We start from the raw sequence: 24,462 nt of genomic DNA, 5'->3' as shown, positions 1-24,462 counted from the left end.
TGGATGTATTGTTATTGAATGTACATACATCTAAGATGAAAAATGGCCTTTTAAAAGACTTACTTACACTATACTTCAGGATAGTATGGCTTCAATTGTCAAAAAAGCACAATTCAGGCCTCCACAATGCCTTTGATCTGCTCCAGAATGCCAGCCCAGCCCCCTTCATTCATCGTATCATCATACCGTTTTTGCCCTTCGGCCACTGTTGAGTAGTCTCCTTGGGTGACAGTGAACTCAGTGCTCCCACCTTTCTCCACCAGAGAATACGTAACGACGAGGTGGTTTTCAGGCAAATCGGAGTAGGTACCATTGGGATCGAACGTGGTGTAGGCCAGCGATTTTCCTTTGTCTATGCTGACCACCTTGCCGGTTACGGCTTCTATTTCTTTGCCATCAAACACCCCAATCCACTTGATGGAGCTTCCTGGCTGCCAGTTGGTGATGGGCTCGCAGCCAAACATGTATTTTTTGGTGTGCTCAGGGTTGACAAGGGCGTCCCACACTTTGGAGGCAGGCGCAGCAATAGTAACAGTGTTTTTGATGGTCATTTCTTTGGGCATGAAGCAACGGCTTTAGATGAAACATACAACAAAGAAACATTAGCTACTGACAACCCTATGTCAGTGGCTCAGCTGAGTACCTCGGGGTTGATGATATAGGGAACCTTGCCAGTCTTGTAGAATTCGATAATATTGACGGCCGCCATTCTCGACATTTCATTTCGGGCATTCACCGAAGCAGAGCCAATATGGGGCAGCACAGCCACGTTTTCCATTTCGAGCAGAGGGTTATCCGATTTCATCGGTTCGGGGTTGGTTACATCAAGCCCTGCTCCCCAGATCGTGCCTGACTGCAGCGCTTCGATAAGGTCGGTTTCGTTGTGAGTGCCACCACGGGAAGTATTGATAAAGATCGCTGTCGGCTTCATTTTGCTGAAGGCGGCTTTATTGAAAATGCCTCTGGTTTCATCGCTGAGTACGCTGTGCACAGAGATAACGTCGCTTTTCTCCAGCAGCTCATCGAAGCTCACTTTTTTAGCTCCAAAGCGTTTTTCTGCTTCTTCGTTATGGCTGCGGTTGCAGTAAATGATCTCCATGTCGTAGGCACCGTGGCACCGTTTGGCCATTTCCATGCCGATGGCCCCGAGACCAAAGATGCCCAGCGTTTTCCCTTTTTGCTCCAAGCCCAGGTTGGCTTTTGGCTGAAAGGCACCCCATTCTCCCCGGCCAATGGTTTTATGCATGTGAAAGAACTTCCTGCTCACGGCCAGCATCAGTCCGAAGGCTATGTCGGCAGTGGCATCGCTCATGGCACCAGGCGTATTGCCTACGGGAATGCCCGCTTTAGTGGCGGCCGGTATGTCGATGTTGTCGTAGCCCGCTGCAAATTGTGATACAATGTCGAGATGGTTACACTCCTGAAAAAAATGCGCATTCAACTTGTCAGCACTAAGGGTAAGGATGGCGTGCATTTGGTTCGCCTTCTCAATCAACTCTGGCTGCGTCATGGGTACCTTCCCTGGCCACACCGTTACCTGAAAGCCAGCCTCTTTTAGCATGTTGATACCGAGGTCTGGAATTTCTCTGGCTACAAGTACTTTGGTTTCGTGGGCCGGTCTTTTCATAACAACTTGATGGGGTTTGATGCAAAGATAACAGCCAAACTGGGTTTATTGGTTTTGAAGGCTGCTTACTGATGTAACAAATGACAGTGTCGTTTGTGTTCGCTTGCAGCTACATAAAAAAGGGCCACCCCTAAAAAAGGATGGCCCGTATTATCACGCCTGGGAAGTTTCAACAATATAGTTAATCAATCAGATTGAAGAACCTGCGCCACCTGATTTTATTCAGGAAGCTCTCCTGTGCATCGAGTGAAAGCCAGATGAAGGCAGCCTCACCCACTACATGGTCAGCTGGCACAAATCCCCAAAAACGGGAATCTTCAGAGTTGTGGCGGTTGTCACCCATCATAAAGTAGTAGTCCTGTCCGAAGGTGTAGTCCGTTACCTCTTGTCCGTCAATATATAATTTGTAGTCTTTTACTTCTGCGTTTTTATGCCCTTCATAGTCAACAATGGTGCTGCCATACTTGGCAACGAGTGTGTCGTTTAGCTGAAGTTTCATGCCCTCGTAGGGTATTTCAAGAGGCCCCCAGTTGTCGGCATTCCATGGGAAATAGTTGGCGTCGGGGAAAATGCGTGGGTTGGGCTGATCAGATGGCATCAAGGTGCTTATCACATCTTCTATAAAAGGTTCTGCCTTCAATAGTTCGGCGGTGGCTGGGGTGGTATGGACCAAATACCCTCCCTGAAGCTGATTGTGCTCAGAGATCTCGTACTTGGCGAACACCCGATCGTTGATCCTTTGATCAGTTTTTATAAAGTACCTGTACTGCATCAGTTCCGGATTTTCTCCCTTTTCGCCGTTCACGTACACTTGCCCTTCTCTCACTTCCACCACATCGCCGTGGATACCAATACAGCGCTTAATGTAATGGGTTTTTAAATCTACCGGATGCTCAAACTCAGGTGGGTAGTTGAATACCACCACATCGTTTCTTTCCACTTCGCTAAAGGCTGGCAAACGATACTGTGGCAATTGGATCCAGTCGAGGTAAGAGGGGATGTCGGTTCCCCAGATTTTGGCATGCGTTAAAGGTATTTGAAGAGGTGTGGCAGGCGTGCGGGCACCGTACGACACTTTGCTCACAAAAAGGAAGTCGCCAACAAGCAGAGATTTCTCCATAGAAGGGGTGGGGATGGTGAATGCTTCCATGAAAATCCACCGGATGAGCGTAGCTGCCACCACTGCAAATACAATGGCATCTAACCATTCTCTCAGGGGAGATTTTTTCACTTGCTCCTTTTCTTCCTTTTTACCAAAAAACTTCAATTTCATCTGTATAAAATTTATTCTTCAATGGCCAGATGGAATAGCTGATTCCGTTTCAAAGTGAAGATTTAGCTTTTCATGGCTTATTCACTCTCGTTCGGGTATGTTATTCCTTATGGCTATTTCATTTGAGTATAGTTTGCTTTCAGCGGCCAAAGGGAATTACAGACACCGTTTTGAGCTTACATTTTGATGGTTTACATGTATGTTCATGCTCTCAGCGTGCAGTTTTCCTTATGGCTAATTCATCTGTGTCTCTAATTAATTCGGGCTATTCGCCCGCAATAATAACTAAAATTTTTCACCTTCTTTTGACCCCATCAAATCATCCATGCCTCGCACTCCTTTTTTGTCGAGCAGCCACTCAGCAGCCACTACAGCCCCAAGGGCGAAGCCTTCCCGGCTAAACGCCGTATGTTTGATTTCTATTTCGTCGATTGGCGATGTGTAGTGTATGCTGTGTGTGCCTGGCACGTTGGTCATTCTAAAGGATTCAATACCCAGTATACCAGGGTTGTCGCATTTGTCATTGATCAGTTTGGAGAATTCCGGCCGCTCTTTTTGAATTCCTTCCGCCAGCGTAATGGCAGTACCACTCGGAGCGTCTTTTTTCTCAGTGTGGTGAATCTCCTTTAGCCCTACTTTGTACTCAGGGTAGTCTTTCATCAGCCTCGCCAAGCCTCTGTTTAGCCTGAAAAAAAGGTTAACACCCAGGCTGTAATTGGAAGCATAGAAAAAAGCACCATTGTTTTTTTCGCAACTGCTCACCACTTCATCCCATTTGCCAAGCCAGCCTGTGGTGCCACACACTGTGGGGATATTTACCTCCATTAGAGAGAGGATGTTTTTTACGGCACCTTCTGGTTGGGTGAACTCTATGGCGATGGTGGCGCCGCTGTCTTTCACAAGCTTTCCAACATTCTCAACTTGATTTTCAAGTGTGCCTGCAATTTCGTGTCCACGTGAAATGGCTATTTTTTCGATGGTCTTACCCATTTTTCCATAGCCAACTAAAAATATCTTCATCCTTAAAAACTTATTTTAATGCCCAGGCCTGCGTAGGCGTAGCCATTTATATTGCCAATAGTGGGTGTGTAATTGATGACAAGTTCGTCATTTATGTCAAATTCGTCGAGGTGGGCAGCGATATGTGCGTCTACAATATTGAGCATGTACACCACCCCAGTAATGATAATCATATACTCTCTGTTTCTGCGAAAACTCTGTGTATTTCGCCGGAGTGCCGTTTCGTTGAACCTTGGGAATGGGTTCACCGTGCTAGGATCCTCGTCTATTTCAGCAAAAAGCGACTGCCGGAAAATGTTATAAAGCCGGTTATTGGTATAGATCATATGCCCTAAAACGACAAAGGCGCCATAGTAAATTGGCACTTTCCACACCTGGCCCACATAGACCTGGCCCATGCCAGGAAATATAGCGGAAAGCATGGCGGCTTTTTGAGGGTCAAGTTTGCTTAGTTCTTCTTTGAGCATAATGCCCTTCGGGAGGTTTGAAACACTGTCTCCTCTTATGATCAGTGGCTCGCCGGTTACTACTTCAACTGAGTCTCCTGATATTTCCTGAGCTTGGGCAAATTGACATAAAAAAAGCAGCAACGCCGCCAAAGATATAACTCTCCAGGCAGGTGCAGCTGCTATCAATTTTAAAGCTTCCTTTCGGAACATCAGATGTTCAGTATTTCCAAAATTCTGTTGAGGTCCTCGGTAGAAACAAAGGGTATTCTAATTTCTCCTTTGTTTTTTTCATCTGCCTTAAGCGAGATCCGGGTACCAAAGTGCGAAGATAGTTTATTTTGGAGGTTTTTTACTTCGGGTGATAACGAAGGATTAGCCGTTTTATTGAGGTTCGGTGATTCAGGAGCTTTTTGAGTGTATTCCCTTACCAACGACTCCACTTTTCTGACAGAAAGATCTTCGCTGATAATTTTCTTGAAAATACTCAGCTGTGTGGCAGGATTGTCGATGCCAATAATGGCTCTCGCATGGCCCATAGAAAGCCTGCCATCACGCAGGGCTATCTGGATATCAGGAGGAAGCTTCAAAAGCCTGAGGTAGTTGGTAACAGTTGTTCTGTTTTTACCAACTCTGTCACCCAGCTCTTCCTGCTTCAGGTTACATTCGGAAATAAGCCTTTGATAGGAAAGAGCAATTTCAATGCTGTTGAGATTCTCCCGCTGGATATTCTCAATCAAAGCCATTTCCAGCATTTGCTGGTCATCGGCTGTTCTGATATAAGCGGGTATGCTTTCGAGTCCGGCCAGCTTTGATGCCTGCAAACGGCGCTCACCGGAGATCAGCTGAAACTGATTTTTGCTTAACTGCCTGACGGTAATTGGCTGAATAATGCCCTGAACCTTGATGGACTCAGAAAGCTCAGCCAAAGCTTCTTTGTTGAACTCAGTTCGTGGCTGAAACGGATTGACCTCTATTTGCGCCACAGGAATCTCACCGATAGCGTTGGCCGTGCCAGCGCCGGAACCGCTCAGCTTTTCAGAAGTATTGGTATTGTCGTCAAGCAAGGCTCCAAGGCCTCTTCCTAAAGCATTTCTTCTTTTAGGTAGTTTATTGTCCGTCATCAAGCGCTCACTTTTGGAATCCTCATTTCATTCCTTTTTAGGATTTCTTCGGCCAGGTTGAGATAGCTGATAGCTCCTTTGCTTTCCGCATCGTGCGCTATAGCCGGTAGGCCGAAACTTGGGGATTCACTTAACTTAATATTTCTAGGTATGATTGTTTCAAACACGAGTGACTTGAAGTGTGTATTTACTTCTTCCACCACCTGGTTAGAAAGCCTCAGTCTCACGTCGTACATGGTGAGCAGAATACCTTCTATTTCCAGCTCTGGATTAAGCCTGGACTGAATGATCTTAATAGTATTCAGGAGTTTTCCCAAACCTTCAAGGGCGAAGTACTCGCACTGAACGGGTACCATTACCGAATCGCTGGCAACAAGGGCATTGATTGTGATCAAGCCTAGTGATGGAGAACAGTCGATGATGATGAAGTCGTACTCATCCTTGACCAGCCCAAGAGCCGTTCTCATTTTTTCTTCTCTGCCGCTGATGCTCACCATTTCTACCTCGGCACCTACCAGGTCAATGTGGGAAGGCATCAGGTACAGGTACTCCAAATCCGTTTTCACAATGGCATCGTGCGGATCATCTCCGTTCACCATACACTCGTAAATACTAACTTCCACTTCCTTGGGGTTCAAGCCAACACCCGACGTAGAGTTGGCCTGAGGGTCAGCATCTACAATGAGGGTCTTGTACTCCAAAGCGGCTAAGCTGGCAGCTAAATTGATGGCCGAGGTTGTTTTACCTACTCCGCCTTTCTGGTTCGCAATCGAAATGATTTTGCCCATGAGAAAATCCAAAAATTGGTTCAGGAAACTGGTTTAAACCTCCAAATAAGCGACTGATTTAACAAAGGTCTTCTTGGGGGAAGCACAAATATAGATGAATAAAGAAGAATTGTTAGTGAATGGCTTATTTGGTAATCCCCAAGTTATCCACGGGTAATTCACAGTGGAGAAAAGTTGTTTGTTAAAGATTATCAGTTAATAGTTTTTTGCCACTATTAACCAATAACCAATAACCAATAACCAATAACCTATTTCTTCTTCCTCGAAGCATTGCCTGCCTTCATGGCCTCGTCCAGTCGCTGCTGAAACGACGATTTTTTCTTGTTGGCGTTCTTCTTTTTGTTCTCTTCCAGTTTCAGCTTGATTTTGTCTTCATCCACAAACCGTCTGATGAGGGTCTGCTGGCCAAATGACAGGATATTGGAAACGAAGTAGTAGTAAGTCAAGCCAGCTGCGTAGGAGTTCAGGAAGAACAGGAACGTAATCGGCATGATGTACTGAAGCGTTTTCATTGGCCCCTGCACTGTGGTCATCTGGCTGTTGCTCCAGGTATAAAGTATGGTAGAAGCGGTCATCAGCAAGGTGAACAAACTAACGTGGTCACCATAAAATGGGATCACGAAGGGCAGGTTCAGTACACTATCATATGTAGACAAGTCATGCGCCCAAAGGAAGGACACTTGCCTGAGCTCGATGGCGTTCGGGAAGAAATAGAACATGGCAAACAGAATCGGCATTTGCAGCAACATGGGAATACAGCCGCTGAGAGGGTTGATACCAACCTTCTGGTACAGTGCCATAGTTTCCGACTGCTGCTTTTGCATGTCGTCAGGGTACTGCGCCTTGATTTCATCTATCTCTGGCTTAAGCACCTTCATTTTCGCCATGCTCATGTACGACTTGTAGTTGAGCGGGAAAAGTATCAGTCTCATCAGAATCACGATAATGATAATGATGATACCGTAGTTGGTGATGAAGCCTTCAAGGAAATGAAAAACCGGGATCGTAAACCCTTTATTGATCCAGCCCAGGATACTCCAGCCCAGGTTGATATTACTGCTGAACTCCGGTGCTACATCTTTAAGGGTATTGTATTCGTTAGGCCCAAAATACAATTTACCAACCACACCACTGTTTTTCCATCTTTCGGATGGAAGGGTCAGGCTCACCATGGCCTCTTTTACCTTGGTGGTGTCGGCTACGGTATACTTGGTGGCCACATAAGCACCAGAAAAACCATCATTGGCTATAATAGCCGCCGTAAAGAATTTCTGTTTGATGGCTACCCATTGAATGGACTCACTGATTGTTTCTTCCTCAAGCCCTTCCGATGTGGCGCTGAGCTCGTCAGTTTCACCGGCAAGTGTGTAGTAGTTAATGGTAGTCCGTATACGGGAGTCTTTCAGGTCGGCCTCAACTCTTTTTACGTCGTTTTTCCACTGAAACACAACGGGCTCCTGACTAAGGTAGTTGTCGAGGCCTTTGGTAGTCAGGGAATAGCCAATCTCATAGCCTTTGCCGTAGATTGTGTAAGCCTGTTCGATGTACTGACCAGTGCTTAGAGACGCTCTAAGAGTCACTGTGACAGAATCGTTGCCCGATACCTTCTTTGATGTAACAGAAGGCTTAAAATAGAAATCGTCAAGCCTCAGGTTCCTGTTTTGGCCACCAAAGCTCAGGTTCATTTCAGAGCTTTGCTCATCCAGCAGGATCAGTGGTTCGCCATTGTACGTCTTGTAGTTTTTTAGCTCTACTGAGGAAACAAAACCCCCCTTGGTGTTGATCGACACTTTGATGTCGTCATTTTCCAGGGCAACTTCGCTGTTTTCACCTGACGCAATGGCTGCAAATGCGCCAAACTTTTCTTTCAACTGACCGTCTTTTATTGAATCGGCCAACGGCGTAAAAGCTGCGGTGGTAGTATCTCTGGAAACCTGCGAGGGCTGCACCACGCTTTCGGTTGTGGCTACTATTGGCTCTTCAACTGGAGGATCGGGGGCAAAAAAGGTAAAATAAACGGTGAGCAAGATCAACATCATGACCATCCCAATTACTTGCTGTCTATCCATTATTTGTTATTCTGAGGTGATGTTTTATTTATATGTTTCTTTTTTAAAGGCAAGAGCGGCCTTCACGAAGCGGACAAAAAGTGGATGGGGGTTCATCACGGTACTTTTAAGCTCAGGATGAAACTGACTACCAACAAACCATGGATGGTCTTTCAATTCCATTATTTCTACAAGCTTTGTATCGGGGTTAATACCCGTGGCAATAAATCCGGCTTCCTCAAATTGCTCCAGGTATTTATTATTAAATTCATAACGATGTCTGTGGCGCTCCATAATTTTTGAATGGCCGTAAACCGAATAAGCTTTCGAACCTTTCTTCAGCTCACATGCATACGCCCCCAGTCTCATGGTGCCACCCATTTTGGTTACTTTTTTCTGAGCTTCCATCATATCAATGACGGGAGCTTTTGTCTTCGGATCCATCTCTGTAGAGTTGGCCTTCGGTATATTTAGTACGTTTCTTGCGAATTCAATTACAGCACACTGCAAACCAAGGCAAATTCCGAAGAAAGGTATTTTGTCTTCACGGGCATATTTTACCGCCTGAAGCTTGCCTTCCCAGCCACGTTCACCAAATCCTGGCGCTACTAAAATGCCATGTTTGTCCTTCAAAAGGCGCACTACATTGTCGCCGTCAAGTTCTTCAGAGTTAATCCACGACAGTTCCACCCGGCATTCATTGTGAGCGCCCGCATGTACAAAAGCTTCTGCTATAGATTTGTAGGCATCCTTGAGTTGCACATACTTACCAACAAGGGCAATTCTTACCTCGTCTGTCGGATTCTTAAGCCTGCCCAGGAATTCCTTCCACTGGTCAATTTGAGGTTCTTTCTTATGAGAAAGCTTCAGCTTGGTGAGTACTCTTTCATCCAGCTTTTCTTTTCTCATGAGAAGGGGCACGTCGTAGATGGTTTCAGCATCCTGTGCTTCTATCACGCAGTTGCTGGCTACGTTACAGAAAAGCGCCAGCTTCTTGCGGATTTCGCTGGTAAGGGTATGTTCGGTCCGGCAAACCAGAATGTCGGGCTGAATACCCGCTTCCAGAAGTTGCTTTACTGAATGCTGTGTCGGCTTTGTTTTTTGCTCACCCGCAGCCTTGAGGTAAGGAATAAGTGTGAGATGAATGGAAACGAAATTATTAACGCCCAATTCAAACCTTGCCTGGCGAACAGCTTCTATAAACGGCAATGACTCAATATCACCTACGCAGCCACCGATTTCAGTGATGACGATATCGTAGTCGCCTGTTTCACCCAGTTTATAAAAGTTATTTTTTATTTCGTCAGTGATGTGTGGCACCACCTGCACGGTCTTCCCCAGGAAATCTCCCCGGCGTTCTTTTGTGATAACATTGTTATATATACGCCCCGTGGTGACATTATTATCCTGAGAGGTTTTTATGTCGAGAAATCTTTCATAGTGGCCAAGGTCAAGGTCGGTTTCTGCACCATCATCGGTTACGTAACACTCACCATGCTCGTAGGGGTTTAAGGTGCCCGGGTCGATGTTGATATAAGGGTCAAATTTTTGGATCGTTACCCGAAAGCCTCTGGCTTGCAGTAACTTGCCGAGAGATGCCGAGATGATTCCTTTGCCTAATGAAGACGTAACGCCGCCCGTTACGAAGATGTATTTTGCTTTGGACATAAGAGGTGAGTTCCGAAATATTCTTTCGGGACACAAAGGTAGGCCTAAAACTGAAATAATTAAACAATATAGAATTTCAATTGAACAGAAGTATAATTTCCTGACCGATCGGTTGTGGCGCCCGGTTTAAGTGAGGCCAGCTCTGGACTGCCCGGTTTGGGACTAAAAGGAGGAATGGCTGGATGTTGTATTAGTGCTATTGATGAAGCAATAATATGATAATTTAAAGATTAAATGTTAATTATTTTATTTTTGAATTTCATGCACTACCTTTGGGTATGCCTGCCATCAACCAGCAAATTGTAAAAGGCATTTCAGGTGTATTCTTGTATTTCTTGTTTTTGCAAGGACATGCTCAGTGCCCTCCCGGCCCGCTTGGCGTTGGCCGTTTTCTAGACAAACCCAGCGGTTGTGCCACTGGGGCTGGCTTAATGATACAGTTTCAACCACTGTACAGCCAGCTGGATGACAATGCCGAAATTCATATCGATTGGGGTGACGGCACAGCGGAGACTGTCATTAACGTTGGCTCTACTGGAATTCAGGCAGGAATAAACTACAACACTCCCCAACCACACACTTATTCTGAAGCCAATACTTCCGGCACTTGCGTGCTGGACATCACCTGCTGGGTTGTCAGCTCGTGTTACACAGTGGACGAGACAACGGTGACAGCCGAAATTGCAGTTTTCAATACTGATGATTTTGGAGATGGCGGAAGTGATATCACCATTGCACCCATGCTGGTGGAGGTCTGCGCCGGAACCTCTGTAGACGTGAATTTCGATGACGTGAGCCCCTGGAATTGTACTGATGCCGCAGCGATAAGCACGCTTAATAATAGGCCCAGATGGACACGCTGGACACATGGTGTTTTTACCGACATCACAGGCTCCGTGCTGGTAGATGGAAACCCGGTCGCTTTTCCTTTTCAGGAGCCCATTTTTGATCACGTCCCCTCTCCAGTGCTCAATCCCATCGCTCCTGGCAACCAGTCGTTGACAGTAACTGTGCCTGCCACAGCTACTATTGGCGAGGAGTTCCACATTCGGCTGGAGAACTGGAACCAGTGCAATCCTTATGAGGATGCTGGTGGTGTACCAACAGGCAATGCGCCCGTGACCCAGCAGGCGATTATCAGAATAATTGCGCCACCAGATCCAATTGTCAACACCGTAGTTCCCGGGCCTTACTGTGTGGGCGAGGCGGTGGATTTTGAGTTTGGCGGCACACCTTTGCCGGGATATACCTACGAATGGGATTTCGGAGACGGCAGCCCTGTTTCGACGGACCAGGATCCGACACATACCTACACCAGCGACAATGGGGGAACTCCCTTTGACGTGACGGTTTCGGTAACGAACAATAACGCCAACGTTTTCTCCTGCCAGGTGGTAACCACCCCAGCCTTCCAGGTAACCGTGAACGCCGTTCCCGAGCCGGTAGTGTCCGTCGAAGACATCGTTGGAAACCCAATTTCCACCTCATTTTGCGGCGCTGTCGGTGGTCAGGACATTTATTTTAACCTCGACGCTGCATCTTCTATTCCTAATCCTGGAAATACAGATGTCACGTGGAATTTCTACGAAAAAGATGACTTTGGAACCATAAACACCAGCCTCCCCAATCCAGCCCTGCCCATTCTGAGAACGATGGTGGATCCGGGGGTTTACCGTGTGGAAGTGGAGGCGATGGACAACCTCACCAACTGTGGCTCAACCGACGTGGTGGATATCACAATCTACGACACGCCCGTTTCTACCTTTACCAGCCAGGCCAATGTGTGCGAGGGTGACAGGTCATCATTCAACACCATAGCTGACCAGGTCACCTCCATTCCGGTGGTGGTGAATGGCGATCAGGTGGAGTTTTGGGATTGGGACTTTAGCTACGATGGGGTCAGTTTCAATCAGGAACTGCGAAAAACTGACAATGCCGATTTTGACTGGTACCTGGACGGGGCACCGGTAGTAGGTGAAGTGGAGCCTACTATCTCCGTAGCTGGGAGCTACAGAGTGGCACTGCGAGTGACCACGCAAACCGGGATGTGCTCCGATCTCTTCGAAACGACTATCACAGTGAATACAGTGCCGGTTCCGGTTATTTCGGTGGAGGATGCTTCCAACGCAGCGCACCCCACTACATTTTGCAAAGTTGTTGCTGGAGAGTTTCTTTACTTTGACCTCGATCCTTCGTCTGTCAACCCTCACCCCGGCAACACAGATTTTACCTGGAACTTTTATGCAGTGGATGATGATGCAACTATTTCCTCTTCTGTTGTGAATCCAGTCACGCCAGTGCAAAGGTTCTTTAATGATCCCGGCGTTTACCGGGTTGAGCTAGTCGTTGATGACCTCACGTCGGGGTGTTCGGCAAGCACTGAAGTGCACATCACTATTTATGACCTGCCGACGGCATCGTTTGAAGCTACGGAAGTATGCGAGAGGGAACGAACCAGGTTTAGTGGAATTAACAATGTTGTTCCGGTGTCTGTAAATGGAGATGTGGTAGAGTTTTGGGATTGGGACTTCAGCTACGATGGGGTAACGTTTAATCAGGAGCTTAGAAGAACTGATAACAGCGATTTCGAATGGTTTTTGGATGGGAGTGATGTTACAGGGGAAACAGAGCCTTTGATTTCAATGGCTGGCGTATATCAGGTAGCACTCAGGGTAACGACGCAAGTTGGGCAGTGTTTTCAAGTTTTTAGCCTTGAGGTAGAGGTGAAAAAAACGCCGGTGGCTTCGCTTTCGTCAAGCTATACAGAACCCGTTTGCTTTGGCGAAGAGGTGGTGTTCACCAACGAGAGTGTACAGCCAGATGAAATTAGCCAGGCAGGCCCGGTTAACTATCAACTGCTGGTAACTGATCTCGACAACAGCGACGTGGATACGGTCAATTTTTTTGGAGCAACACTACCTTATGGCTTTCAAAACAATGGGACAAGTCAGAAGACCTATGCAGTTAATCTGGTAGCAAACGCTTTCAACAGTTGTTCGGCCCGGGCAGATACAATATTTGTTGCGGTAAACCCCGGTTTCAACTCAGCTTTCTCCGACCCTTACTATGACCCATTGATGCCAAACTGTTCTCCGCTGACAGGAGCGTTTGAGGTAAGTTTAGCGACAGCCCAGCTCGACGTGGACAGCTATACATGGACGATTGAAGGGGAGGGCGGTGTGTTGAATGGCTTTCCGCTGACAGTACAAAAAGGCCCGGCGAATTTCAATACACTTGCCTATACATTGACCAATTCGCTGAGAAGAAATGTGCTCTACAGGATTACCTTGTCAGCTGAAAAGGAAGGTGTTTGCATCACAGACTCACAGCAGATAGTGCGGGTAGATCCAGTTCCCTCGGGAACATTTACTGTTAGCGAATCTCTTGACAGTTGCCTGACGAAGACAGTGGTTTTGGAGGCAGATGAAAGAGGGTTGGTGGCTTACGACTGGGTAGTGACTGCCAGCCCCGATCAAATGGTGGAAGACGACGACCTGCTAACGCTCATCTATAGCCGGCCTGACCCTGGGCAGCCGGATGTCTCTTCAACCGTTACGCTGCAAACAACTAACTCAGCAGGTTGTGTCAGCAGCACTGAGGAAGCTTCATTTGAAGTTGAAAATTTAAATCAACCAGTTGTGGTGGATTTTCTCGCCACACCCGAACGTCTTATTCTGCCGGATGTCGATGTAAGTATCCAAAACCTGACCACAGGAGGCGAAAATCTTCAATACCTATGGGATTTCGGCGACGGCACTGAGTCGTTGGTTGCTGATCCTGAAGTGCATACTTTTCCTGGAGCAGGGAGCTACACGATCCAGCTGGAAGTCACGAATGGTTTTTGTGTGGAGTCAGTTGAACGAACCGTTGTGATCGACCCAACCGTTCCTGAAGTAGACTTCGTTCCTGATCGCTACAGCGGCTGCAGGCCTTTGACGGTGCAATTCAACAACACCAGTCAATTTGCAGACTCGACCAAGTTCGTTTGGGACTTTGGCGATGACCAGGGGTTCTCCACCGCAGTGAATCCAAGATATATCTACAACGAACCGGGGACATACTCAGTGACTTTGACTGGACAAAACAGCATTGGCAATTCGGACACCGAGACCAAGGAGGCAATTATTGAGGTGTTTGAGGTACCAATAGCAGCCTTCGATTTGAGACCAGGGGAGGTCTATTTACCCGGCAAACCCGTTTTTTTCTCTAACCTGAGCCAGGCTTATGATTCTGCCTTTTGGGATTTTGGGGATGAAAATTTTTCGACTGAGGAGAGCCCTGTGCATTATTATGCGGAGAAGGGTGAGTACAGCGTCACTCTTATTGTGAAAACTGACAATGGTTGCGCCGACACCCTTAGAAGACAGAGTGCTGTATTGGCGATTGAAGGCGGTAGCGTTGTTGTGCCCAATGCTTTTACCCCAAGTACGCTGGGGCCCGGAGGGGGAGAAGGTGGCACTGGTTCTTTCAACGACATGTTTTTGCCCCGCACGCAGGGGGTCGTTGATTTCCGCATGTTGATTTACAACAAATGGGGGCAGTTGATTTTTGAAAGCACGAACGTGGACTGGGGATGGGATGGCTACTACAATGGAAGGATGGCTCCACAGGATGTGTACGTATACAAGCTTGAGCTTACCTACATCAATGGACAAAGGCAGGAGAAAGTTGGGGACGTAACGCTTATAAGGTGATGGGGAACAAAAGTAGTTTTATTGTAGTCTTGATTTTTTTTTATAGCCTGGCTGCGGAGGCCCAGGATTTTCAATACTCCCAATACTACTCGGCACCCCTTTATCTGAGTCCGGCTTTTGCTGGCACGGAGGAGCACCAACGCATTACGGTAAACAACCGGATTCAGTGGCCAAGTTTACCAAAGGCTTTCAATAATTATTCCCTTTCGTACGACTACAATATGAAAAACCTCAACAGCGGGGTAGGCTTACTGTTAAGCACAGAACAGGCTGGGTCGGCTGGGCTAAGGAACACTTCAGGCGCTATAAACTACAGTTACAAAGTTAATTTCAATAAAAAGTGGGTCGTTAGCACAGGCATTTACCTGGGCTATACATCAAGAAGAATTGATCCCACAAAAATCATATTTGGGGATCAGATTGATTTTGGCGTCGATGGTGTGCCATCGTCTGATCCGGTGGCTAGTCAAATAACACCGGTTCAGTATCTTGACACCGGTGCGGGCATTTTGATGTACAACCGGCGGGTTTGGCTCGGAGCGGGCTTCCATCACCTCAACCAGCCCAATCAGTCGTTTCTGGAAGGATCAAGTAAGCTACCCATGAAGTATTCCATTCATGGAGGAATCCAGATTCCGCTTGGAAACAAAACCTTCCAAAGAGGTGAGGCGCCGTCGAGTATTTCTCCAAGTTTTGTCTTTAAGTCGCAGGGTACCTTTCAGCAGTTGGACGTGGGGGCGTCATTTCTCTACGAACCGATTATTTTCGGACTGTGGTACCGTGGAATACCATTTGCCGACAATGGCACCAGCTTTATTAACCACGATGCAGTTATTTTATTGATGGGAGTAAGGTTTCTTGCGTTCGATGTTGGCTACAGCTACGATGCCAGCATTTCAAGGCTTGGAGCAGACACAGGAGGCGCTCATGAAATTTCGATTCAGTACCGTTTTGATACCACCAACCCGGCGAAAGTGAAGCGGAAAGATAAATTTCTGCCCTGCCCTTCCTTCTATGGTAAAGCGAGTAAAAAGTAAAAGGCAGGACTGGCCTGCCTTTCTATAATCAAATTAGGGTGATTCTCGGGTTATGTTAAAATGGAAACCTCCGCAAAGTTAATTAACTTTTCGGAGCATTCAACTCAACATTACAAGTAATCTGAACTTCATCGGCCACCACGAGTCCGCCAGCCTCAAGCGCAGCATCCCATTTCAATCCGTAGTCGAATCTGTTGATAGCGCCTGTTACTTTGAAACCAGCTTTCATGCCTCTTCCTGTATCAACCTTGCCATTGTACTTAACATCGAATTTTACTGGCTTAGTCACATCACGCATGGTGAAGTTTCCTGCCAGGTAGTACTTACCGCCTTCATTTACGATTTTACCGCTGAACTTGATGGTAGGGAATTTTTCTGCATTGAAGAAATCATCTGATTTCAGGTGGGTGTCTCTTCTTTCGCTGTCGGTATCCACTGAGGCAGTTTGAGCAGTGAATTCAACCGCTGCGCCAACAAATTTGTCATCACCTCCGGTTACAGTTCCTGAGAAGTCGCCAAAAGTGCCGTCAACTTCAGAAACTACCATGTGAGTGACGGTGAATTTAATGTTGGTGTGGGATTTGTCCAACTCCCAGCTTTGAGCAAATAGTTGTGTGCTGGCTACTGCAAAAATAAGTGTAAGAAGTTTTTTCATAGTACAATAAGTTTATGTGTTGGTACAGATAACGGATTGCCGCAGTTATTGTTTTGCTAATAGACCAACTATCCGTTTTTAATGAAGTTTGCTAACACTTTCAGGACAGCTCCAACTTTAATGCCTCATTGAACAGATCGACTTCTTCGGCTTTTAATGCCAGCGAGGGGAGAAGGCGAATGGTATTGGGCTTTGCTTCGCCTGTAAAAATGCGATGCTTTACCAGTAAATCTTTCCTCGCCGTTGTTTTCGTGTCAGGTAAGTCAAATCCTATGATAAGGCCTCTGCCCCTCACATTTTGATGGCCAACAAGTTCCTGAATTTCTTTGATCCATTGGCTGCCCAGAGAAAGGGTATTGTTCATTAATTTCTCGCTTTCCATCACCTCAAGCACAGCCAGGCAAGCCACGGCTGCCAGGTAGTTGCCGCCAAATGTCGTGCCCAGCATGCCACTCCACGGTTTGATGTCAGGGTGAATGAGCACGCCTCCCACAGGAAAGCCGTTGCCCATCCCTTTGGCAGTGGTGATGATGTGAGGTCTGATGCCTGCGTACTGGTGAGCAAAGAATTTGCCTGTTCGGCCATAGCCACATTGAATTTCATCGAGAATGAGAACACATCCCTTCTCCTTACACTTCTTGTCTATAAACTGCAGGAATGAGTCGTTCGGCATACGGATGCCACCAACGCCCTGGATGCCTTCTATAATGACCGCAGCTACGTCAGCATCCAGCGCTTCGGTAAAAGCCTGCTCATCGTTGAGCCGACAAAAAACGATTTCGTGACCGGCGTTGAACGGCGCCACGATCTTCGGATTATCGGTGGCAGCCACCGCACCGGATGTGCGGCCATGGAAGGCCTTGTCAAACGCAATGACCTTCTTTTTGCCAGTAACGAAGGAGGCCAGCTTCAATGCATTCTCGTTGGCCTCGGCTCCTGAGTTGCAAAGGAAAAGCTGATAGTCAGGATAACCAGACATGTTGCCCAGCTTTTCTGCCAACTCTTCCTGCTGGGGGTTCTTGATGCTGTTGGAGTAAAATGAAATTTTCGAAAGTTGCTCGCTTAACCTCTCCACATAGTGCGGATGAGAGTGGCCGATGGAAATGACCGCATGACCTCCGTAAAGGTCAAGGTATTTATCTCCTTTGTTGTCCCACAGCCAGGAGCCCTGCGCTTTTACCGGTGTGATGTCGAAAAGAGGGTAAACGTCGAATAGTTTCATTTTGCTTGAGAATAAGGCAGCAAAGATGAAAAAAACGGCTGATTAACCTTAAGAAATTTGGACGGTTTTGTGCCTCTGCGCAAAGATTTCGGTCTCTGGAATTCGAGTGTCGTTTTAAAGCTGCAATCGACGGTTTCCAATGCTCAATTCGGAGTTTGTTACCCACTCAATCTCAAGCCCATACCACCCCCCTAGAGGGCTCCCAGTTCTCTGTTTGAGGCTGCTTTGTGAGAGGTCGTAAGTCCAGACTTCCGTCGCCCCGCTCCTTGTGGAAAAAAAGGCTAGCTTTTGACCGTCTGGTGAAATGCTTGGCAAGTAAGAAGACCAGGGATCATCAAATAGAATTTGAGAAGTTTTAGATTTTAAACTGTGCCTATATATAACCTGGTAATTATTTTCACTGCCGGAAAAATACACCTCCTCACTGTGCGGGCTGAGGGTAATTTTGTCAATCACGAAATTGGATGACTTCTCTAGAGCAAAGCTTTGCCTTCCAATGACTGGTTCTTTGAAGCTTCCATCTATTTTAATTCGCCAAACCAGATCATTTTCATTTTCATCGCCGTCAATGTAGTAAATCCATTCACCGTTGGGTGAAAATGTCATAGAACCTAAAGTCGTGGAGAAAACCGGCAAATTGATAGTAGTGTCTTTGCCGAGATCGTAAACTGATAGCTGGAGATCCTTTCCTGAAGGATCATTGGCGTCAAGCCTTCTGGAAAAAGCAATAAGTCTGCCGGAAGGTGCCCACTCGCATTCTTTTACATTGTGTTCTATCCGGCGTGGTTCGTTTGTGTAATAAGGGAAAATATATAGGTCAGGCGTATCACGCCAATTGCTATAGATATATCGAGTAATATAAGCCGCACTGTCCGTCGTCGGTGAGAACGAGATGTTTTCGGCATGGTCGTAAACCCAGGAGCCCTTTGTAAGTTGTTTGGGCTTAGAAGGAACCACCATGATGGTGTCATACTGGACGGAAGCCAGTCCTTTTTTATTTCCTGCTACGGTGACATAATAGGGTGTGCCATTGGTTAAATTCTCAATAGAAAGCCGGTTACCGTCTGTGAACAGCGTGGATACCCTTGTGAATTCAGCTTTTGCATCTGTAGAAACAAAGATGTCGTAGGAGTCTGGTTTGTTTCCCTTGACGGGAAGTGAACTGAGCGCTCCCGGCAGGAGACCACTACGACTAATGAACCCTAAGTCAATGCCAGACTCTTTTGGGTAACCAACAAGGTAAGACGGGCGAAGAGGTACATCTAAAAGATCTTCCTGCTGGCATGAGGATAAAGCAATAAAGCCGAAAATAGACAGAAGTGTAGCCAATTTTCTCATAAGGCATCTCATTTAATGTAAATATAAGACGTCCAATGCTTGAGTTTGGTAGGAAGTGGAGAATAAATATTCTACGGTTTATGCGAAGTTAACCAATTACAACCCCTCTTTTTTTCGTCTCTTCCTCATGCCATTTCTGGAACTGCTTGGTTACAGGCCCAACTTTCCCATCGCCAATCTGTCTGCCATCCACCTGAACTGCCGCTGCCAATCCACCCTCTGTGCCAGTGGTGAACATCTCGTCCATGTTGTACATCTCGGCAATCGTAATGTTCTTTTCCTTCCATTTCACACCATTTCTTTCAGCCAGCTCGAGCATAAGCGCTCTGGTAATACCGGGAAGGCAAAAATCAGCGAACGGTGTGATAAGCTCTCCCTTTTTTGCAAAGAAAATATTGGTTGTATTGGTCTCGCTCACGTAGCCATTCAGGTCAAGCATCACAGCGCCGTCGCAATTAGCATGGTTAGCTTCGATCTTCGCCAGGATATTATTGATCAGGTTGTTGTGGTGGATTTTTGAGTCCAGACACTGCGGGGAGTTGCGACGGATGGAGGACGTAATCAAGGTCAGACCTTGCTCAGTCGTGTAAATAGGCGCCTTCCATTCAGCCAGCACGATGAGTGTGGGGCCATACTGGTTCAATTTTGGATTCATGCCGGAGGTAATCTTTTTGCCTCTCGTGAGCGTCAGCCTGATATGCGCATCGCTCATCATGCCATTCACTTTCAGCGTTTCTACCACAGCCTTTTTCACTTCCTCTTTCGATGGAGTGCCTTCAAAAGCCATTGCTTTGGCTGAGTTGACCAATCTTTCGAGGTGTTCGTCCAACATAAACACTTTCCCGTCATACACTCTCAAGCCTTCCCAAACGGAATCGCCGCCCTGCACCACGCTGTCAAACACAGACACCTTGGCGTCTTCACGGGCGTAAAACTGGCCATCGATATATACTTTGATGTCGTTGTTTTTTGGGTTAGGTAATTTTGGATCCATGGGAAGAAAGTTATTGGTTGAAGGTTATTCGACAATGTGCAGGTAGACTAAAAGGTAATTAGTTAAGTACAAGAGGCTAATGGCGAATTTTCCAAGGTTTGCCGGGTGTTTTTTTGGTGTAATTTACACTTTGACAGCACTTTTGTAAAGCTCTTCATATAGTTCAATGCTTTCATCCATCAGCGGCTGCAGGTCGGGCCGGATTTTCTCATTTTTAGGAGTGTACTGGGCAAAGCCAGTCGACTTATGCACGTTGTGGTACCAATAGGGAGCCCAGGCTCCATCTTCCGGCCTTGCACCAGCTTCCCATGCCAGCATTTGTTTGTAAAATGGGATACCAACAAAGCTGCAAAACGCTCTGAGCATCCCTTCTGGGTTAAGCAGAAGGTCTTTTGAATCGAAAATAAATGTTTCTTTGCCTGCGGCTTTTAGTTTCTTAAAGAGCTCTAGTTGCTTGTCCAGCCCGGTATCACGTAGCGCAGGGTGCGGCAGCTGATTAACAAGCGACGGAAGCATTTCCCTTGGGTCACGAATGAGAAACAGATTGACCAGCTCATCAAGAAACGATTCATCGAGGCCAACGAGGTGGTGGCACATGTTTTTGATAAAGTAGACCGGTTTACCGTTAAAGCCCAGGATAGTTTTGGAGATAATTTTGTCGGCGTTTTTTTCCAAAACTTCCAGCAAATGGTCTTTCCCCGGATGCTCCGACCCCGTTGTTTTTAAGTAGTAACCATATAAAGGCTCATCCACCACCGCCGTGTCGGGGCGCTGAGCAAATGAGTACATCAAAGCGGTGGAAACATTGCGTGGGCCGGACCAAACTGAAATGCGAAGCGTCATAGACTGATGATGAAAAGCGAATATATTTTGATTTGGGTGTAAATGGTAGTAATACAATCGGTTTCGGTGATAAATACCCTTTTAAGCTTTCATCCGTGCATCCGTTTGATGATTTTTGCATGCCATTGAGTTAAGAGCATTTTACCCTTTCATTCCCTAAAGGGCTCAATTAACATTGGGTTCTCCCTTTAGGGTTGGGGTTAGGAAGGTGATATCGACCGCTAACCTCTTAACTCAATGACGTTGATCCTCATGGATATGACCGACCAAACTTCCTCTGTAATTTTGAATAAAACAAGGCTTCGCATTGCCGTGGCTTCTATCTTTTTTGTGCACGGTCTTAACTTTTCCAGCTGGGCAGCAAGGATTCCCGATATACAGCTTAAACTGGGACTTAGCGAAGCAGCCCTTGGCGGTGTGCTGTTGATTTTGCCGTTGGGCTCTCTTGCTTCGCTACCGTTTTCCGGAGTCATTATCGACAAGCTGGGCAGTCGCCTGGTGGTGCTGGTTGCAACACTTGGGTACGCTCTCACTTTGCCTTTTCTCGGTTTTTCATCCAGCGTGGCTATGCTGAGTGTCGGGCTCTTCATTTATGGTTTTTTTGGGAATACGGTGAATATCGCTGTGAATACACAAGCCATCGGGGTTCAGACACATTACGGGCGAACCATTATGGCTTCATTTCACGGCACCTGGAGCCTGGCGGGCTTCACCGGAGCGGGCATTGGCACGCTGATGGTGGCGCTCGGTATAGAGCCGCAGATTCATTACCTGATCATGCTGGCATTGGTGGTTGTTATTCTTTCGATCAATTACCCTCATACACTTAAGGAAGATGTAAACCGCAATACCGGCAAATTCAAGTGGGTAAAACCTGACGGAACCCTGGTAAAAATTGGACTCATTGCCATGTGTGGTATGATGAGCGAGGGTTGTATGTTCGACTGGAGCGGAGTTTACTTCAAAAAAGTAGTAGAGGCGCCGGAGGCATGGGTGCCGCTGGGCTTTAGTGCTTTTATGATGACCATGGCCGGGGGGCGGTTTATCTCCGACCGGCTCACAAATAGATTTGGAATAGGCACGGTGTTGAAAGGTAGTGGTATTCTTATTGCCAGCGGGCTGCTGTTCGCTGTGGCTTTACCCTATTTTGCAACAGCACTGATTGGGTTTCTTTTGGTAGGTTTTGGTGTGTCGTCGGTGGTGCCTCTTGCCTATTCAGTGGCTGGAAAATCTAAAACCATGTCGGCGGGTATGGCGCTAACCATGGTGAGCTCTATTTCTTTTCTTGGGTTTCTTTTAGGCCCGCCTCTCATTGGGTTTATTGCCGAGGCCAGCAGCTTGCGTGCATCTTTCCTTTTCATCGCTGTTATTGGCAGCCTCATTGCCATCATTACTTCGATGAGTAAGACGATTCAAAGGGCCTGATATTTTACTTTTTCGGCTGATACATCATCAAGTCATCAATCAACGTATTGACTTTGCGCACCTCCATTTTCTCCACCAGGCGGGCATGGTCCTTACCGCTTGTATCCCAGGTGTTGGTGCCGGTTGAGTCGACCGACATGTGGCCGGTTTCAATGCTGTAGTAGGGATCGTAGCCCTTTACAGCTACCAATACTGCCGTCTGATCCCAGCTCATGCGCCCTGCTGAGTCTTGTGGATCTAATGGAATAGAAATGCGAAAGACATCTTTTACGGGGCTGTTTTTGATAGCTGCGTTATTGATCAGAGGAAGTCCCGTTTTGATTTTTTGCCCAATATGAAATCCGCTAAGTAGGATAGGCGTCGGCCACTCTTCCATCACCTGCATCGATGCGATAGGATCTCTTTTTACGTTGTATTCCGCCCCGGTTGGAAACCAGCCTGCCATGCTTACCAGCTGCTTCACCTTTTCGGCCACAAGTTGCTTGCCGCTCAGGTCGCTGAATTGGTCGGGAGCCGAGTTGAGGAGGTTGGCAAGATTGGTGAAAAAGCCCACCGTAACGACGGTCACACTGCCGTCGGGTTGCGCTGCTAATACCTTGCGGTAGACCTCCACAGCACCTGGTGCTTCATCATTTGACTGTAGCCGATGGGGGTAATTAGCAATTACCGAATCGGTCCAGTGCTGCTTGTCGGTGTCGGCTACCGATGGGCCTTTAGGCACACCGATGGGCAAGCCTGGCCTTCCAAAATAAGTATTGAACACGTCAATAGCCGCAGCTGCGTTCGGGTGGCTACAGCTGGCAACGGTCGCCAGAATGTTCACCTGACCACTGTCGGCCAATGCATGGAGGAGGGTGATCGCTCCGACATCATCGTAGTCCGGCCCAAAGTCCGTGTCGAAGATCAATTGAACGGATTCTGTCTGGGTTTTGGCTTTATCATCACAAGCCGCACTGCCAAGGAGAACGACTACAGCTGTTAGGAGACTAAAATTCTTCATCTTTTTTTGCTACAATATATTGCTAACTGTCACTCTATAGTTTCTCTCCTTTTATCAAAGTCACCGACTTGATCGACTCTTCCTTCAGGTGCAGAAACTTCTTTCTTTCCTCGTCTTTCATATATGCCTCGAAGTCGGTTTGTGATTCGAAGCTTACATAGTGAATTTCGTAGGGTTCTTCTATCGCAATGTCGATATACGACTCCTTCGATGGACGAAGCCTGAAATGCAGCTTCCCATTGTAGATGGGTATTCGTGGAATGGCGATGGCTTCAAATTGATTGAAGATATCTTCCTTTCCTTCTTTGATGTAGATAAGTTGGGTGAGGTATAGCATGTTTTTTTGATAGGCTCAGCTAAAAGTTTTCTATTGCTCCATCCAACTTCTGAATTCCTGCGCTTTTTTCCTACTGACAGTGATCTCTTCCGTCGGACTCGGCGATAGTTTTAACAGTACTTTACCCGTTGGGTCATTTTTCATAGAGACGATGGCTCTCCGCTGAGCGATACACTGCCGGTTGACTCTGAAAAAATCAGTTTTTTCCAGCCATTGTTCCAATTGATCGAGCGTGTCGTCTAAAGTGTATTCTTTGCCTTCGAAGGTTTGCAGCGCATTGAAGTCGCCCACCTTGTGCACGTAAGCAATACTTGAAGAGGCCAGAGGGACTTTGGTTTTTCCAAAGTTGGCTAAAATCGTCTTTCTGGACACGGTATTTGCTTCCTGGGCTCCTGCTTTTTGCTCAAGCCTCGCCTCATAATGTGCCCTCATATAGAGCAGACCGTAGGCCATTTGAATGATGGTGACAATCAGGCACGCAAAAGGCACATCGTATGCGAAGACTACGGCGACATTGAACTCAGGTGGTCTGGTCATGAAGAATTCGTTGTAGAAAAAGCTCACCAGCACAGTTAGCAGCACAGTAAACCCGTACACAACAAACCCCTGGATAAAGGCCCGAAGAGCAGCTTGCCCCTCCCAGGCCACTCTCCTGTCAAGGTGTACAATGGTTGCTCTTGTGACTGTAAAAATAATGCCGATCACCAATATGGCCGTAGCTACGTCGAGGTAGTAAATAGGGGTGCTGAGCAGGTCTTTGAGCGAAGCCGTCTCGCCTGTATGGCGGTAAAGCACCCCAAAGAAGGGAACAAGCAGCCAAAGCCACTTGTCCTGGTAGCGATGTGAACGATGCTCCATATTTCACAAATATAGTTTTTCGCTAAATCTGTTTGTTGGGATTTTTCGGACTGTTCTTTCGGGTG

The 24,462-nt window shown here is 46.9% G+C and carries 20 protein-coding genes; 3 read left to right on the top strand and 17 right to left on the bottom strand.

All coding sequences use genetic code 11. The features are described 5' to 3' along the window. Window positions 1-113 precede the first annotated feature (113 nt). The 9 genes from AAC052_RS02815 to AAC052_RS02775 all read right to left on the bottom strand — a co-directional run bounded on the left by AAC052_RS02815 (window position 114) and on the right by AAC052_RS02775 (window position 9,994). Window positions 114-563 (bottom strand): SRPBCC domain-containing protein, encoded by a 450-nt coding sequence (locus AAC052_RS02815; RefSeq protein ID WP_339810762.1) that lies wholly within the window; start codon window positions 561-563, stop codon window positions 114-116. 68 nt (window positions 564-631) lie between these two features. Next, entirely contained in the window at window positions 632-1,627 is a 996-nt protein-coding gene (locus AAC052_RS02810; protein WP_339810761.1) for a D-glycerate dehydrogenase, read from the bottom strand. A gap of 181 nt (window positions 1,628-1,808) precedes the next feature. Then, window positions 1,809-2,900, bottom strand: coding sequence for a signal peptidase I (gene lepB, locus AAC052_RS02805; RefSeq protein ID WP_339810760.1), 1,092 nt, complete (start codon window positions 2,898-2,900; stop codon window positions 1,809-1,811). 285 nt (window positions 2,901-3,185) lie between these two features. Further along, entirely contained in the window at window positions 3,186-3,920 is a 735-nt protein-coding gene (dapB, locus tag AAC052_RS02800; protein WP_339810758.1) for a 4-hydroxy-tetrahydrodipicolinate reductase, read from the bottom strand. A 2-nt stretch (window positions 3,921-3,922) separates the two neighbouring features. After that, a complete protein-coding gene (locus AAC052_RS02795; protein ID WP_339810757.1) occupies window positions 3,923-4,579 on the bottom strand; it encodes a DUF5683 domain-containing protein in 657 nt (218 codons plus the stop codon). After that, window positions 4,579-5,490, bottom strand: coding sequence for a ParB/RepB/Spo0J family partition protein (locus AAC052_RS02790; RefSeq protein ID WP_317490051.1), 912 nt, complete (start codon window positions 5,488-5,490; stop codon window positions 4,579-4,581). The genes AAC052_RS02795 and AAC052_RS02790 overlap by 1 nt, the downstream gene beginning before the upstream one ends. Continuing rightward, the gene (locus AAC052_RS02785) at window positions 5,490-6,278 is read right to left on the bottom strand and encodes an AAA family ATPase (protein ID WP_151997090.1); all 789 of its coding nucleotides are present in this window, start codon (window positions 6,276-6,278) and stop codon (window positions 5,490-5,492) included. Before AAC052_RS02785 ends, AAC052_RS02790 begins: the two co-directional genes overlap by 1 nt. Before the next feature lie 248 nt (window positions 6,279-6,526). Further along, window positions 6,527-8,347, bottom strand: a complete 1,821-nt coding sequence (yidC, locus tag AAC052_RS02780; RefSeq protein ID WP_339810756.1) for a membrane protein insertase YidC — start codon at window positions 8,345-8,347, stop codon at window positions 6,527-6,529. Window positions 8,348-8,371: 24 nt separating this feature from the next. Further along, complete coding sequence (locus tag AAC052_RS02775; protein WP_339810755.1) at window positions 8,372-9,994, bottom strand: CTP synthase; 1,623 nt, start codon at window positions 9,992-9,994, stop codon at window positions 8,372-8,374. A 278-nt stretch (window positions 9,995-10,272) separates the two neighbouring features. Here AAC052_RS02775 and AAC052_RS02770 point away from each other — a divergent pair, with 278 nt between their 5' ends. Next, complete coding sequence (locus tag AAC052_RS02770) at window positions 10,273-14,688, top strand: PKD domain-containing protein (protein ID WP_339810754.1); 4,416 nt, start codon at window positions 10,273-10,275, stop codon at window positions 14,686-14,688. Continuing rightward, entirely contained in the window at window positions 14,688-15,725 is a 1,038-nt protein-coding gene (locus AAC052_RS02765) for a type IX secretion system membrane protein PorP/SprF (RefSeq protein WP_339810753.1), read from the top strand. The genes AAC052_RS02770 and AAC052_RS02765 overlap by 1 nt, the downstream gene beginning before the upstream one ends. 82 nt (window positions 15,726-15,807) lie before the next feature. Here AAC052_RS02765 and AAC052_RS02760 read toward each other — a convergent pair whose 3' ends face one another. The 5 genes from AAC052_RS02760 to AAC052_RS02740 all read right to left on the bottom strand — a co-directional run bounded on the left by AAC052_RS02760 (window position 15,808) and on the right by AAC052_RS02740 (window position 20,777). After that, entirely contained in the window at window positions 15,808-16,380 is a 573-nt protein-coding gene (locus AAC052_RS02760) for a YceI family protein (protein WP_339810751.1), read from the bottom strand. A gap of 100 nt (window positions 16,381-16,480) precedes the next feature. Further along, window positions 16,481-17,602 (bottom strand): aminotransferase class III-fold pyridoxal phosphate-dependent enzyme, encoded by a 1,122-nt coding sequence (locus tag AAC052_RS02755; protein ID WP_339810750.1) that lies wholly within the window; start codon window positions 17,600-17,602, stop codon window positions 16,481-16,483. Between the two features lie 114 nt (window positions 17,603-17,716). Then, complete coding sequence (locus AAC052_RS02750; protein ID WP_317490058.1) at window positions 17,717-18,940, bottom strand: hypothetical protein; 1,224 nt, start codon at window positions 18,938-18,940, stop codon at window positions 17,717-17,719. A gap of 88 nt (window positions 18,941-19,028) precedes the next feature. Then, complete coding sequence (locus AAC052_RS02745) at window positions 19,029-19,934, bottom strand: aminotransferase class IV (protein ID WP_317490059.1); 906 nt, start codon at window positions 19,932-19,934, stop codon at window positions 19,029-19,031. 123 nt (window positions 19,935-20,057) lie between these two features. Continuing rightward, on the bottom strand, window positions 20,058-20,777 hold the full coding sequence (locus tag AAC052_RS02740) for a sulfotransferase family protein (protein ID WP_317490060.1): 720 nt from the start codon (window positions 20,775-20,777) through the stop codon (window positions 20,058-20,060). A gap of 237 nt (window positions 20,778-21,014) precedes the next feature. Between AAC052_RS02740 and AAC052_RS02735 the strand changes: the two genes are divergently transcribed. Beyond that, window positions 21,015-22,202, top strand: coding sequence for an MFS transporter (locus AAC052_RS02735; RefSeq protein ID WP_339810749.1), 1,188 nt, complete (start codon window positions 21,015-21,017; stop codon window positions 22,200-22,202). A 4-nt stretch (window positions 22,203-22,206) separates the two neighbouring features. Here AAC052_RS02735 and AAC052_RS02730 read toward each other — a convergent pair whose 3' ends face one another. From AAC052_RS02730 to AAC052_RS02720, 3 genes are read right to left on the bottom strand one after another with little or no spacing between them, the layout of a single operon-like run. After that, window positions 22,207-23,202: a nucleoside hydrolase gene (locus AAC052_RS02730; protein WP_339810748.1), complete on the bottom strand. Its 996-nt coding sequence runs from the start codon at window positions 23,200-23,202 to the stop codon at window positions 22,207-22,209. Window positions 23,203-23,236: 34 nt separating this feature from the next. Continuing rightward, window positions 23,237-23,539, bottom strand: coding sequence for a DUF1330 domain-containing protein (locus AAC052_RS02725; protein WP_317490064.1), 303 nt, complete (start codon window positions 23,537-23,539; stop codon window positions 23,237-23,239). A gap of 30 nt (window positions 23,540-23,569) precedes the next feature. Further along, complete coding sequence (locus tag AAC052_RS02720) at window positions 23,570-24,397, bottom strand: LytTR family DNA-binding domain-containing protein (protein WP_339810745.1); 828 nt, start codon at window positions 24,395-24,397, stop codon at window positions 23,570-23,572. Window positions 24,398-24,462: the final 65 nt, after the last annotated feature.

Source organism: uncultured Imperialibacter sp., assembly GCF_963974565.1.
Taxonomy (GTDB): Bacteria; Bacteroidota; Bacteroidia; order Cytophagales; family Cyclobacteriaceae; genus Imperialibacter; species Imperialibacter roseus.
This window is presented reverse-complemented; position numbering and strand designations above follow the sequence as displayed.

What these genes read in the sequence shown, in the direction of transcription:
- AAC052_RS02815 (WP_339810762.1), bottom strand. Translation starts at nt 563, where the DNA reads ATGCCCAAAGAAATGACCATCAAAAACACTGTTACTATTGCTGCGCCT.
- AAC052_RS02810 (WP_339810761.1), bottom strand. Translation starts at nt 1,627, where the DNA reads ATGAAAAGACCGGCCCACGAAACCAAAGTACTTGTAGCCAGAGAAATT.
- lepB (WP_339810760.1), bottom strand. Translation starts at nt 2,900, where the DNA reads ATGAAATTGAAGTTTTTTGGTAAAAAGGAAGAAAAGGAGCAAGTGAAA.
- dapB (WP_339810758.1), bottom strand. Translation starts at nt 3,920, where the DNA reads ATGAAGATATTTTTAGTTGGCTATGGAAAAATGGGTAAGACCATCGAA.
- AAC052_RS02795 (WP_339810757.1), bottom strand. Translation starts at nt 4,579, where the DNA reads ATGTTCCGAAAGGAAGCTTTAAAATTGATAGCAGCTGCACCTGCCTGG.
- AAC052_RS02790 (WP_317490051.1), bottom strand. Translation starts at nt 5,490, where the DNA reads ATGACGGACAATAAACTACCTAAAAGAAGAAATGCTTTAGGAAGAGGC.
- AAC052_RS02785 (WP_151997090.1), bottom strand. Translation starts at nt 6,278, where the DNA reads ATGGGCAAAATCATTTCGATTGCGAACCAGAAAGGCGGAGTAGGTAAA.
- yidC (WP_339810756.1), bottom strand. Translation starts at nt 8,347, where the DNA reads ATGGATAGACAGCAAGTAATTGGGATGGTCATGATGTTGATCTTGCTC.
- AAC052_RS02775 (WP_339810755.1), bottom strand. Translation starts at nt 9,994, where the DNA reads ATGTCCAAAGCAAAATACATCTTCGTAACGGGCGGCGTTACGTCTTCA.
- AAC052_RS02770 (WP_339810754.1), top strand. Translation starts at nt 10,273, where the DNA reads ATGCCTGCCATCAACCAGCAAATTGTAAAAGGCATTTCAGGTGTATTC.
- AAC052_RS02765 (WP_339810753.1), top strand. Translation starts at nt 14,688, where the DNA reads ATGGGGAACAAAAGTAGTTTTATTGTAGTCTTGATTTTTTTTTATAGC.
- AAC052_RS02760 (WP_339810751.1), bottom strand. Translation starts at nt 16,380, where the DNA reads ATGAAAAAACTTCTTACACTTATTTTTGCAGTAGCCAGCACACAACTA.
- AAC052_RS02755 (WP_339810750.1), bottom strand. Translation starts at nt 17,602, where the DNA reads ATGAAACTATTCGACGTTTACCCTCTTTTCGACATCACACCGGTAAAA.
- AAC052_RS02750 (WP_317490058.1), bottom strand. Translation starts at nt 18,940, where the DNA reads ATGAGAAAATTGGCTACACTTCTGTCTATTTTCGGCTTTATTGCTTTA.
- AAC052_RS02745 (WP_317490059.1), bottom strand. Translation starts at nt 19,934, where the DNA reads ATGGATCCAAAATTACCTAACCCAAAAAACAACGACATCAAAGTATAT.
- AAC052_RS02740 (WP_317490060.1), bottom strand. Translation starts at nt 20,777, where the DNA reads ATGACGCTTCGCATTTCAGTTTGGTCCGGCCCACGCAATGTTTCCACC.
- AAC052_RS02735 (WP_339810749.1), top strand. Translation starts at nt 21,015, where the DNA reads ATGACGTTGATCCTCATGGATATGACCGACCAAACTTCCTCTGTAATT.
- AAC052_RS02730 (WP_339810748.1), bottom strand. Translation starts at nt 23,202, where the DNA reads ATGAAGAATTTTAGTCTCCTAACAGCTGTAGTCGTTCTCCTTGGCAGT.
- AAC052_RS02725 (WP_317490064.1), bottom strand. Translation starts at nt 23,539, where the DNA reads ATGCTATACCTCACCCAACTTATCTACATCAAAGAAGGAAAGGAAGAT.
- AAC052_RS02720 (WP_339810745.1), bottom strand. Translation starts at nt 24,397, where the DNA reads ATGGAGCATCGTTCACATCGCTACCAGGACAAGTGGCTTTGGCTGCTT.